The following is an 11,475-nucleotide window of genomic DNA, read 5'->3' as shown; positions in this document are numbered from 1 at the left end:
TATTACTGAAAAGAGTATGGCCCCCTCAGTAAATCTGTCATGAATAGTTAGTCGAAAGCGGGCCGAAAATAGTGCAGTGAAAATGAAGGTCATCAAGCCCTACTCACCAGTATTTCATGCAAATAAATGGTTGTTCAACAGACGTGATCATTCGTCAATCTGCAGAAAAGCCGTCATCCCAGTTGGATGGCGGCTTTTCTTTGTTCGATTTTAGCTATATAATCGATGGCTAACTTATTGAACATTTCCGGTTGGTCGATATTACAAACATGGCCGGACTTTTCAATTTTAACGAATTCAAATCCTTTATTTTTACGAACAACTTCCTCAATCGGCGGAATGAACAAATAATCTTCCTCACCCATCAAAAATAATGTTGGAATGGCCGTTGTCGATGCTTGTAAGCGGGTCAAGTATGGATTTATAAGCTTAGTAAGGGAAAACCATTTGATAAATTCCTTCTGGTACACTTTTTTGGCTTCATTTACGAAAGCCATTCGCGATTCTTCGTGCTGTTTACGCGGCATAATAATATAAGCAAATAATTTATAAAGGAGCATATAAGGGACAAAACGCTTTACTACACGTCCCCCCAATAATAATAACTTTGTTCGGATATCAAAACGAATAATCGCTCCACCAAGAATGAGTGAGTTTACACGTTCTGGGAAGTTATCTGCCATAGTCTGTGCGACGATCGTCCCAAGTGACATGCCGATAACATGCGTGTCTTTTATGCCAACCTCGTCTAGCACTTCAATTACTTCCTTCGATATATCCATAAATGTATCGCCTTTTTTCCACATTCCACCGGCAGATTGTCCGTGCCCCCGAAGGTCAATTAGGAGAACATTATGTTGTTTTCTAAATTCCCGAATTTGTTTGTACCAGACGGAAGAGCTTCCGCCCGCGCCATGTATGAATGTTACCCAAGGGGTTGTCGGGCTAATTTCGTAAGTTCTATAGTGAAGCAAGCTGCTCACCCTTCCAAGTTAACTATGTCTATTAAACCATCATACATGGAACCAACTCAACCTTCATAAGTGTTCAATCGCTTTATTCTCTGAAAGAGCGACTTCTTTTCGACACAAACTGCAGTAAGAAAAGCGTAAGTGCGTTGGAGACTAGACGTGAATTATCACTTTTCACTATATAAGTTGAAAAAAAGATTCCCTTCAAATCCGCTACGGCGCTCGGGTATGCCTCCCGCCCTAAGCCAAGCAGCTTCGCCGCCAGTCTTAGGGCTTCGGCTCCCCCTTGTAAGGCGCCTTCGCTCAGTTAATATAGGTATTCATTTGTTCAACATATATAGAAAGAGATTTTGTAATTTCCCAAGCCACAAAAAACAAAAACGGTCATCGAAGCTCAGCTCCGTGACCGTCCCTGTTTTTGAAATAGCTTTAGCTCTTAACCTTTGCAGGAAGTTTGAATGATGCGTAAATCAGCGCTACAACAAGGAACAAACCAAGATATCCGATTGTTGGATAGAGTTTAGCTACAAGTTCCTTAAAGCCGACAAAGCTCAATCCAAATCCGATAATGAGGGTGATAAATACGAAAACATTGAATTTCTTCGTACCAATTTGAATGAAACGTGCTCCGAAAGAATAGAACATGCCGACCGCAGTATTGAATATCATGCCGTATAGGATGAACGCCATGAATATGCCAAGTATAGGCGAAACATCGTTGATGATTGCCAACATTGGCATCTCAGCATCTCCAACTGTTTCGATTTTAGCGAAAATCGCCAAGTGGCTAAGCAAGATAAGAATCCCTAAACCAAGTCCTCCGACAAATCCGCCCCATGCCGCTATTTTCTCATCCTTCTCTGTTCCTCCCATGACAATGGTCATTGAGGCTCCTACAGCTATGTTAAACGACACATAGTTGATTGCCGAGATGAACCAGTTTGGCAATGTCGTTTTTACGCCTTGAGCAATTGGATCGAGGACTGCAAAAGAAGTGTCCATGGTTGTTAAACAATAAATAGATACAAGGACAACCGCAAGAATAAGGAATGGTGTAATACTTCCAATTATGCCGACGACCTTATCGACATTAAGCATAACCGTCAACATGACAAGAACAATCATAAGAAGACTGCCGACAAATGGCGGCAACCCGAACTGCTGGTTCAAGTTTGCACCTGCCCCTGCAATCATAACAACCCCTACACCAAATAACGTAATAATTATTATGTAATCAACAATAATCCCTAAGTAACGACCACTTATTTTATAAATGACCTCTTTATGAGAAGTGGTCTGCATACGACTTCCAAGTCGAGTGAGTACCATACCGAGATAAGCAAAAAATGCTGTCGAAATAATTGCCCCCACAATACCAAGAAGACCGAAACTTGTAAAAAATTGTAGAACTTCCTGTCCGGAAGCAAAACCTGCTCCAACGATTATACCGATGAAAGCGCTTCCCATTTTAAGTACTTTTTTCATGATGTCCCCCTAGTTAGTACACGGCACTAAAAATTAGCAACTCCATAAAACCGTCACATTTTTAATATTAAGTGTTATAGTACTCTTCTAATTTATCACTCTTCGGATACCTTTTCAACAATAACAAAAACTTAAGCGCCTAGTCAAGACCGGCAGATATAGGGCAGAACAGCAGAGATGCGTTTCAGTTGGCATATCCCCGACACCCCTTAAGCATTGAAGTTTAGACGTGAAACCTTCTCCACAGTTTGAGTTTTATAGTCTCCTACTAATACAAAAAAGGCCGTATAATCGGCCTTCTTTGTATTATTTGCTATTCTGCTAATACTATTTACTTTTCGAGAAGTTTTAATGATTCACGATTAAACGCTGGTATGTCCTCAGGTGTACGACTTGTCACAAGCTGATTTTGGCACACGACAACTTCTTTATCCACATATTTCACACCTGCATTTTCCATGTCAACTTTTATCGATTTATAACCCGTTGCATCTCTTCCTTCAAGGGTTTTAGCTGTAATTAAAAGCTGAGGACCATGACAGATTGCAAATACCGGTTTTTTATCATCCATGAACGTCTTCGCAAATTGCACGAAGCGGTCGTCTGCACGTAACTGATCCGGGGAGAATCCTCCAGGGATAAATAATGCGTCAAAGTCTTGCGATTTTACATCATCGATGCCGAAATCCGTCTTAACTTTTGCAGTACCTTGCTTCCCGGTCACTTCTACACCTGCTGATTTTTCAATTGTCACTACTTCATGTCCAGCATCCTTGAATGCTTTTGCTGGTTCCGTGTACTCCGAGTCTTCAAATAGATTCGTGATTAAAGTTGCTATTTTAGCCAATTTAAATGCACTCCTTTTTTTGTTTGTACTCTTGTTCTATACCTCTTTGAGCTACATTTAAACTTAAGGACGATACTTGGAGACATAAGGATTATCTTTTTCATAAAAACGCCATGGATAATGAACTGCTTCCCCGGAGTTTCCAATACCCACTCGGGGACCTGCCATAATTTCTTTAGGTGCAGCACCTGCGGCAATAAATAGCGGTTCATCTGTCCAATGATGACCGTAATACTTCATTGTCACACCAAGTGCTTTCGATAATTTCCCTGGGCCATTTGTCCAATCTGTCATTTTCAAATGAGGACCGCGATTCTCCTGTATCAGTTCTAATCCAGCCACTGGCTCTCCTGCCCTGATAAGAATGGCATGGGGTGTTCCAATTGCTCCGCTCACAACATTCATTAAGGTATGTGTATGCATTTGATAGGTATAAATAAGTCCAGCAATTCCAAACATGATTTCTGTCCGCTTCGTTCGACGATTATCAAAACTATGCGCCGCTCTGTCTTCAGGTCCATGATACGCTTCCGTTTCAACAATACGAACCACAATATCCCCTTCTGGCTGTTTGTGCACAATATACTGTCCGAGCAAATTTCGGGCCAATTCGAGTACAGGTGCCTCAAAAAATAATTTATCTATAGGTGTATAAATCGCAATCGCCCTCCACTTCATTATTAGTATTCCCTAGAATCACAAGTCTAAGTAACGTATACTCAAGAAAAGCACAAGGCGCCGTCTAGCTCCGACAGGCATACGACGGTTTGTGGAGAGGGCGTTCAACAGCCCTCGCAATAAAACGCCTAATGTCCCGAGGAGTTGGCGCCTGCAGCTGGACATCAAGAAAAACTGTCGAAAGGATGAGATAAATTTGGAAAAGCTACAAACTGAAATACGTGAATTTACGAAAGCTCGCAATTGGGGCGGAAATCATGATGCTCGAAATCTCGCCATTTCAATTTCTTTGGAAGCAAGTGAGTTACTAGAACACTTCCAATGGAAATCTGGAGAAGAAGCAGTCGCTCATAATAAACAGGAAATCGTGGATGAGGCAGCGGACGTATTTATTTATCTATTACAATTCGCTGATCTCATCGGCATAGATTTGGAAGAAGCTGCACGTGCGAAGATGAAGAAAAATGCAGAGAAATACCCTGTATGAATTAAGTAAACCGTTCCCAGTCTTGCGGGAACGGTTTCTTTCTTTAAAAGTTAAAGTATTTGGTTTTCGACCTGGGTCAGCATCTATATACTAGGCACTATTAATTTAGAATTCGATAGAAACTTTAATAATCTCCTTGTATGATGAATGATTCTAGCGAAGGAGCGTCAAGTGTGAGCCGAAGTAATGAGACCGACAGTAATCTTCTGGCGGGCTCATTACGGGAGGCCATCACCAAGCGACGAAGCGGTATCAGAAACTGCTTCCTAGTATCCCATCACAAAAAACCACTTGCTTTCCATTTGTTAAGTGCCAAGTATATAGCGCTTGTGCTTTTCTTTATTGTCTAGCTACAGCGCCTAGCCCCTCGAGTCGCTTCAGTCCTTAAGTTAAAGGCAAAAAGCGCCTTTCTCTTATGGTCCTCCAGCGCTTTTCGGGTCTACCAAGGCCCTTGCGCTTTTCTTTATTGTCTAGCTACAGCGCCCAGAGGCTTGGGTCATAAGTCAGTCCAGCTATGCAGCAAAGAACGCTGCTTCGCTAGCCCGTCTTATGCCTGTCGCCTCTACCAAGGCGCTTACGCTTTTCTTTATTCCTTAATTAATTCTTTTTCAATCAAAAACGCGCGGGCAACGTCTTCTGGTTTCTCTTTATCCAAATCAACGCGGGCATTCATTTTCAGCATATCTTCTTCCGTAATTTTTCCTGCTAAGCTATTAAGCACTTTTTCAAGATCAGGAAACTTCTTCAATGTTTCCTGACGCACGACTGGTGCTGCATCATATTTCGGGAAAAATCCTAGATCGTCTTCCGTTGTGGCAAGATCGAACATCTGAATACGGCTGTCTGTTGTGAATGCTGGAATAACATCAACATCCCCATTTTTCACCGCTTCATACATCACATTTGGGTCCAGGCTCTTCGTGTCTTTGAATGTAAATGGATAAGAAATTACCATATCATCATAGCCATCGCCTTTACGCTCATAGAAAGCATGCGGTGCTCCAAATATCATTTCTTCATCTGCGGAAATTCCTGCGAGGTCGGAGTATGTTTTCGCATTGTATTCTTTATCCTTCGTGAAAGCCAACGTATAGCCGTTTTCGAAACCAAGTGGCTCTAGCCATGTCACTCCAAATTTATCTTCATAGCCTTTTTTCACACGTTCCAAAACGCTTTCAGAACTCTCTCCCGCTTTCGATTCTTCTTTCAGAACGTCTTTCAAACCCGTTCCTGTATATTCTACGTAAAGATCGATATCGCCTTTTTCAAGTGCAGGCGTCATGATAGCTACTTCACCTAGACCATCTTTATACTTCACTTTATAATCCGTTTCTGCCTCAATATATTGCCCTAAAATATGCGGCAGTATGAATTGCTCTGTCCATGGCTTACCACTGATAACAATTTCATCTTTTCCGCCGCACGCCCCAAGTAGCAGTGTCAACGACATTAAAATAATTCCTAATCCTTTTTTCATCCTTCTTCCCCCTATCAATGTTGTACGCCTTTTGGAGTTACCTTCTTCTCTACCCATTTTAGGATGAAGTCAAAAGCGATGGCGAGTAATGCAACTGGCAGCGCTCCTGCAAGAACAAGCGCATTATTATAAGATTGCAAACCCCTATAAATAACATCTCCCAGTCCGCCTGCCCCGACGAATGTTGCAAGCGTGGCAATACCTACCGTCAGCACAGTCGCTGTCCGAATACCAGCCATGATAACAGGCAAGGCAATCGGAAACTCAATTTTCTTCAAGATTTGGTTGGGCGTCATCCCCATCCCGCGTCCCGCTTCGACAATCGCCTCATCGACACCTGTAAGACCCGCATATGTATTGCGTACGATTGGTAACAATGCGTAAATAATAAGTGCAATAAGAGCCGTTTTTGAGCCTATTCCGATTAACGGAACAAGAAAACCGAACAATGCAAGGCTTGGTATCGTCTGTAAAATCGCTGCTACACCAATGATTGGCTCTGCAAAACGACGATGACGGGCAACCAGCATTCCAGTTGGTAGAGCAATGAGTATCCCGATGGCAAGTGCTACGAAAGACAGAAAGATATGTTGGAGAAAAGCTTCTGTAATCATGTCTGAACGACTAGTCACTGTCTCGATAAAGTTCTTCATGATTTCACCCACTTCCCGTTATCCATTGACGCTTGCAAGAGCGAATGATGACCAATATAGCCAATCACAACTCCGTCTTCAGCTACGGCAAGACGACTGCTAGGATGGGCATCCAGGACAGTAATTGCATCATCGACTGTCAGCATTGAAGTCACTTCTCTTACTTCGCCTGTCCATGTTTCATCATAGAATCTAACGAACTCTTTAATAGGTCTCTGACCGAAATTACGCTGTCTGTCAATTCGTTCCTGTCCAATGAATTCACGAACGAAATCATTTGCCTGATTTTCAATCAATTCATCAGGCGAAGATATCTGCTCTATTTGCCCCTCCCGCATCACGATAATTACATCCGCAATTTCGAGTGCTTCGTCCATATCGTGTGTTACAAATACAATTGTCTTTTTGATTTTCTTCTGTAGCTTCTTCAATTCTTTCTGGAGCTGTTCACGGCTGATAGGATCGAGTGCCGAAAAGGGTTCGTCCATTAAAATAATGTTCGGGTCACTCGCAAGTGCCCGGCTTACGCCGACCCGCTGCTGTTGACCGCCTGAAAGCTCAAAAGGGTAACGTTTCTTAAATACAGCCGGATCAAGATCCACCATATCAAGTAATTCATCGACACGAACAGCAGTTTTCTCTTTATCCCACTTGAGTAATTCAGGAACAAGTGCAATATTATCTTCAATCGTCATATGAGGAATGAGACCGATTCGTTGAATAACATAGCCGATTGAACGGCGTAGCTCCACTTCGTCTCGTTCGAAGATTGGCAGCTCATCGATATAGATGGCACCTTCTGACGGTACTTCCAGCCGATTAATCATCCGCATAAGCGTCGTCTTTCCACAGCCAGAAGGGCCAATAATGGCCGTTAACTTATTTGTCGGGATTGTCACGGACACATTCTTCAACGCTTCCGTTCCATCCGCAAAACGTTTTGTTACATTTTCAAAGCGAATCATAGAACTCCTCCTTTTGTATTTCTTTGCGGTGTAGTCGCTAACCATCTTTCAACTTCAACCGATGTCTTCAGCAGTACGACATCCGCTTGAGTTTTCCGCAAAATGTCTAACACAACCGGTCGAACGTCTTTCGGATAGCGCCAAATCCAGCGGACAAAATTCATATCAATCTTTTCGGGACATCCCTCCGCCATATCTGGACGTGTCTGTCCCCAATAACTCCATACCCTCTTCGTGACCCGTGATAAGCAAAGCCAGTTCGAAAAATCAAGAAAGATGATTAGATCCGCATATTGTGCTCTCATTTCAAGTGTGGAATTGAAATGCCCATCGATGATCCATTCAGGCTGCGCTACCACGTCTTTCAACATCTCACGGAATTCCGGTTTTGGTGTAGGTATCCATCCTTCATTCCAAAACAGTGCATCAAGATGATGCAAAGGCAATCCCCACCTCATAGCGAGCTTGCGTGACAGGGTCGACTTTCCAGCTCCACTGCAACCGATAATCAGTACTTTTTTATGATGAATCGCTTCCACTAATTCATCTCCCCCAATATACGGCCAATCTCCAACCAATCTGCATCTAATGAGGGTCTATGCGACGGCCTGTAAAAGATAGACGCGGGATGAAATGTCGGCACTATCCTGTACAACTTCTGTGTCAAGTTGAAGCTCGTATCATCTAATTCTTTTAAAAATTGAATGGGGCGATCCAACAGCTGCCCGTGAAGCTCCGTCACCTTCGCCTCTTTGCCAAGTAATCGTTGCAATCCGACGTTACCAAGCGTGACAATGAGCTTCGGCTCAATATTTGCTAGTTCATAATCGAGCACTGGCGCATGTGCCAAAATTTCTTTCATGGTTGGTGGCCGATTATATTTCCGTTCTGTCGTGGTTCCGTCACGGTTATTTTTCGTTCCCCATCTATATGGCCTGCTGCGGACTGCACTTGTAATATAAACGTCTTCACGTGTTAAACCGATTGTCTCGAGTGACTTCATCAGTTCCTTCCCAGCACGACCGATAAAAGGAATACCATCAACCAATTCGAATTCACCAGGTGCTTCGCCGATTAGCATCAGCTCCGGTTTTATGGGACCTTCTCCGTAAATAAACCCCTCCACAGGAAAACCTTCTATCCGTTCCCGGCCAAGGTTCGCAATCGATTCAGGTATACGGAACATCTAAGCACCCCTCTCTTGTGTTTTCATTTTAACAAAATAAGCCTTTCCATCAAAAGGAAAGACTCTGGACTATGTCGCTATTGGTTTGTTGCGTTGATTATTTTTGCCTATCTCTTCATTCTAACCCACTATATACGATCCCAATGCAGACTCCACACTGTTTGCAAAATTATTTCCAGCGCCCCAATCAAAGCGCAGGAACATCCCTTCTGAACCGCCGGATGCGACCGCATGGACTTTCGTTTGTCCTTCTAAATTATCGATTGTCACAGTAAGCGACGCGCGGTTGCTGGACCTCATATAATACTTTTCCAACACTAGGACATGGACTTCGTAATCGCCTAGCCGCCTCACATACCGATCGACAAGCGTTCCACTGATACTCCCTCTGACTACAAATTGCTCAATAACATCCATTGCCGCCGCTGGTAAAATAGATACAGTAAATTCGCGTACTGACATATTCTCATCCCCTTTATCCTTACCTTCTTTTACGGATGAATAGCGGTGGAAGTTTCATTTGATTAATTTTAAAAAAGCCTGCCCTCATCACAAAAGGCAGGCCATCATTCATTCCAATTCAGTCTGTTTCGTTTCTGTCCCTAAAAAGACAACGGCTATCACACCGATAATAATCGCGCCACAGAAGATACCGAATACCAAATCGAATCCGTAACCTGCCGCAAGAAGTGTACCGATGAGTAACGGTCCGAATATACCGCCAATACGGCCAACCGCTGCCGCCATTCCAGATCCTGTTGCCCGGATTGCAGTCGGATATTGTTCTGGTGAATACGCGTACAAAGCTCCCCAAGCACCTAAGTTAAAGAAGGATAACAATGCACCCGAAGTGAGAAGCAATGGAAGTGTTTCTGCGTTACCAAAGAACAATGCACTTGCTGCAGTTCCAAGAAGATACGTGGCGAGAACAAATTTCCGTCCTGCTCTCTCGATTAACCAAGCAGCTGTAAAATAGCCTGGCAATTGAGCAAGCGTCATAATAAGAACGTATTTGAAGCTATGAATCAAATCAAAGCCTTTCATTACCATAACACTTGGTAACCACAGGAACATGCCATAATATGAAAATACTACCGTGAACCAGACGATCCAAAGCATGAGTGTTCGTCGTGCATACTTTTTCGACCACAGTGTTTTAATCTTTTCTACAGCTGACTGTTTCGGTTTGCCATCCAGCTCAAACTTCGGAGAATCCGGTAATCTGCGTCGAAGATAGATGGCGTAAAATGCCGGCAATGCTGTAATAATTAACGCAAGTCTCCAGCCATAGTTCGGAATAACAAAGTAGGCGATGATTGCGGCTAGCAACCATCCTGCTGCCCAAAAACTTTCAAGGAGCACGACAACACGCCCCCGTTCATGCGCCTCAACGCTTTCAGATACTAATGTCGATGCGACTGGCAACTCGCCACCAAGTCCTGCTCCGACAAAAAAGCGGAGGATCAGAAAAGCAGTAAGCGTCATCGTTAACGCAGATAATCCACTAGCCACAGAGAACAGGACAAGCGTCATCATAAATACGTTTTTCCTACCGATTTTATCCGCAAGCATTCCAAATCCTAATGCACCAACTGCCATCCCAATCGAGTTGACGCTGCCTATCCAACCCATTTGAGATGGCGTCAACTGCCATTCTACTGCAAGTGCCGCGATAACGAACGACAGAATTCCGACGTCCATCGCATCGAACATCCAGCCCGTTCCCGCAAGCCCTAATAATTTATTTCGGGAAATTTCCTGTTTCTGTTTCTTCATAACGTCTCTACCCCTCGTAGTGTAGTGTGTAACCTGGTGTCTTTACACCTGTCATTATACCTTACACACCGAATCCACACAAAGGTTTTTTTACGCGACAAGCACGAGACTAACAGCCATTACTGCCATTCCAGCCATAAAACCGTAGACCGACAAATGCGCTTCGCCGTATTCCCGAGCAGCAGGCAGTAATTCATCGATTGAAATGAATACCATAATTCCTGCTACAGCAGCAAAGATAACGCCGAACATAATACCGTTCAAATAAGGCATCAAAATAAGATAGGCCACAATCGCACCAACTGGTTCTGCCAATCCAGAAAGAAACGATAACTTAAATGCTTGCTTACGATTACCCGTCGCAAAATAAATAGGTACGGCGACAGCAATCCCTTCTGGAATATTGTGTATCGCAACTGCGATGGCAATAGCAATTCCAAGCGTAGGGTCTTGCAACGCCGAAGTGAATGTTGCAATTCCCTCTGGAAAGTTGTGTATGGCAATAGCGAGGGCTGTAAACATACCCATTTTTTTCAGCTTGGCATATTCGTCATTCGTCGGACCTGCATTCACGTCTTCTACACTCTTTACCTCATGCGGATTCCCAATCGCAGGAATCAGACGATCGATAAGTGCAATCAACAGCATTCCGCCGAAAAAGCCGGCGATTGTCACCCAATAGCCATTGGTTAAGCCCAAATCTAACACAAGTGCATCTTTAGCTTTTACAAATATTTCGACAAGTGACACGTAAATCATAACGCCCGCTGAAAATCCGAGGGCTATCGAGAGGAACTTTGTATTCGTCCTTTTTGTGAAAAATGCAAGTAAGCTACCGATTCCCGTTGCAAGTCCCGCAAAAAGAGTAAGGGCGAATGCAAACAGTACATTTCCATCCATGTATACATCTTCTTTCTATTTCTAGGTTAGAACTATTGTATGCTATGAGT

13 protein-coding genes are annotated in these 11,475 nt (G+C 43.4%); 1 reads left to right on the top strand and 12 read right to left on the bottom strand.

The window, feature by feature from the left end; genetic code table 11:
- Window positions 1-173: 173 nt before the first annotated feature.
- From MKX62_RS09930 to MKX62_RS09915, 4 genes are all read right to left on the bottom strand, one after another.
- Window positions 174-974 (bottom strand): alpha/beta fold hydrolase, encoded by an 801-nt coding sequence (locus MKX62_RS09930; RefSeq protein ID WP_338653786.1) that lies wholly within the window; start codon window positions 972-974, stop codon window positions 174-176.
- Between the two features lie 426 nt (window positions 975-1,400).
- Window positions 1,401-2,456, bottom strand: a complete 1,056-nt coding sequence (locus MKX62_RS09925) for a YkvI family membrane protein (protein WP_340741333.1) — start codon at window positions 2,454-2,456, stop codon at window positions 1,401-1,403.
- Between the two features lie 331 nt (window positions 2,457-2,787).
- Window positions 2,788-3,303 (bottom strand): type 1 glutamine amidotransferase domain-containing protein, encoded by a 516-nt coding sequence (locus MKX62_RS09920; protein WP_340741332.1) that lies wholly within the window; start codon window positions 3,301-3,303, stop codon window positions 2,788-2,790.
- Between the two features lie 63 nt (window positions 3,304-3,366).
- Window positions 3,367-3,981: a DNA-3-methyladenine glycosylase gene (locus tag MKX62_RS09915; RefSeq protein ID WP_340741331.1), complete on the bottom strand. Its 615-nt coding sequence runs from the start codon at window positions 3,979-3,981 to the stop codon at window positions 3,367-3,369.
- A gap of 163 nt (window positions 3,982-4,144) precedes the next feature.
- Between MKX62_RS09915 and MKX62_RS09910 the strand changes: the two genes are divergently transcribed.
- Window positions 4,145-4,468 (top strand): nucleotide pyrophosphohydrolase, encoded by a 324-nt coding sequence (locus tag MKX62_RS09910; protein WP_445683549.1) that lies wholly within the window; start codon window positions 4,145-4,147, stop codon window positions 4,466-4,468.
- Window positions 4,469-5,054: 586 nt separating this feature from the next.
- Here MKX62_RS09910 and MKX62_RS09905 read toward each other — a convergent pair.
- From MKX62_RS09905 to zupT, 8 genes are all read right to left on the bottom strand, one after another.
- Window positions 5,055-5,945 (bottom strand): glycine betaine ABC transporter substrate-binding protein, encoded by an 891-nt coding sequence (locus MKX62_RS09905; protein WP_338653792.1) that lies wholly within the window; start codon window positions 5,943-5,945, stop codon window positions 5,055-5,057.
- A 14-nt stretch (window positions 5,946-5,959) separates the two neighbouring features.
- The gene (locus MKX62_RS09900) at window positions 5,960-6,598 is read right to left on the bottom strand and encodes an ABC transporter permease (protein WP_067205160.1); all 639 of its coding nucleotides are present in this window, start codon (window positions 6,596-6,598) and stop codon (window positions 5,960-5,962) included.
- On the bottom strand, window positions 6,595-7,563 hold the full coding sequence (locus MKX62_RS09895; protein WP_067205158.1) for an ABC transporter ATP-binding protein: 969 nt from the start codon (window positions 7,561-7,563) through the stop codon (window positions 6,595-6,597). The genes MKX62_RS09900 and MKX62_RS09895 overlap by 4 nt, the downstream gene beginning before the upstream one ends.
- A complete protein-coding gene (locus MKX62_RS09890) occupies window positions 7,560-8,102 on the bottom strand; it encodes an adenylate kinase (RefSeq protein WP_340741329.1) in 543 nt (180 codons plus the stop codon). The genes MKX62_RS09895 and MKX62_RS09890 overlap by 4 nt, the downstream gene beginning before the upstream one ends.
- The gene (locus tag MKX62_RS09885; RefSeq protein WP_067205154.1) at window positions 8,102-8,749 is read right to left on the bottom strand and encodes a uracil-DNA glycosylase; all 648 of its coding nucleotides are present in this window, start codon (window positions 8,747-8,749) and stop codon (window positions 8,102-8,104) included. Before MKX62_RS09885 ends, MKX62_RS09890 begins: the two co-directional genes overlap by 1 nt.
- A 120-nt stretch (window positions 8,750-8,869) precedes the next feature.
- Window positions 8,870-9,211, bottom strand: coding sequence for a DUF6054 family protein (locus tag MKX62_RS09880; protein WP_067205151.1), 342 nt, complete (start codon window positions 9,209-9,211; stop codon window positions 8,870-8,872).
- Window positions 9,212-9,319: 108 nt separating this feature from the next.
- Entirely contained in the window at window positions 9,320-10,525 is a 1,206-nt protein-coding gene (locus MKX62_RS09875) for an MFS transporter (RefSeq protein ID WP_338653794.1), read from the bottom strand.
- 90 nt (window positions 10,526-10,615) lie between these two features.
- Entirely contained in the window at window positions 10,616-11,425 is an 810-nt protein-coding gene (zupT, locus tag MKX62_RS09870) for a zinc transporter ZupT (protein ID WP_067205145.1), read from the bottom strand.
- Window positions 11,426-11,475 lie beyond the last annotated feature (50 nt).

Origin of the sequence: Sporosarcina sp. FSL K6-5500 (genome assembly GCF_038005665.1) — a bacterium.
In the GTDB taxonomy this organism is placed as follows: Bacteria; Bacillota; Bacilli; order Bacillales_A; family Planococcaceae; genus Sporosarcina; species Sporosarcina psychrophila.
The sequence above is the reverse complement of the archived record's forward strand: the minus strand, read 5'-3'. Positions and strand labels throughout refer to the sequence as shown.

Bases quoted from the DNA above. Each gene is read 5' to 3' on its own strand.
- MKX62_RS09925 (WP_340741333.1), bottom strand. From the start codon at position 2,456: ATGAAAAAAGTACTTAAAATGGGAAGCGCTTTCATCGGTATAATCGTT.
- MKX62_RS09915 (WP_340741331.1), bottom strand. From the start codon at position 3,981: ATGAAGTGGAGGGCGATTGCGATTTATACACCTATAGATAAATTATTT.
- MKX62_RS09905 (WP_338653792.1), bottom strand. From the start codon at position 5,945: ATGAAAAAAGGATTAGGAATTATTTTAATGTCGTTGACACTGCTACTT.
- MKX62_RS09900 (WP_067205160.1), bottom strand. From the start codon at position 6,598: ATGAAGAACTTTATCGAGACAGTGACTAGTCGTTCAGACATGATTACA.
- MKX62_RS09895 (WP_067205158.1), bottom strand. From the start codon at position 7,563: ATGATTCGCTTTGAAAATGTAACAAAACGTTTTGCGGATGGAACGGAA.
- MKX62_RS09885 (WP_067205154.1), bottom strand. From the start codon at position 8,749: ATGTTCCGTATACCTGAATCGATTGCGAACCTTGGCCGGGAACGGATA.
- MKX62_RS09880 (WP_067205151.1), bottom strand. From the start codon at position 9,211: ATGTCAGTACGCGAATTTACTGTATCTATTTTACCAGCGGCGGCAATG.
- MKX62_RS09875 (WP_338653794.1), bottom strand. From the start codon at position 10,525: ATGAAGAAACAGAAACAGGAAATTTCCCGAAATAAATTATTAGGGCTT.
- zupT (WP_067205145.1), bottom strand. From the start codon at position 11,425: ATGGATGGAAATGTACTGTTTGCATTCGCCCTTACTCTTTTTGCGGGA.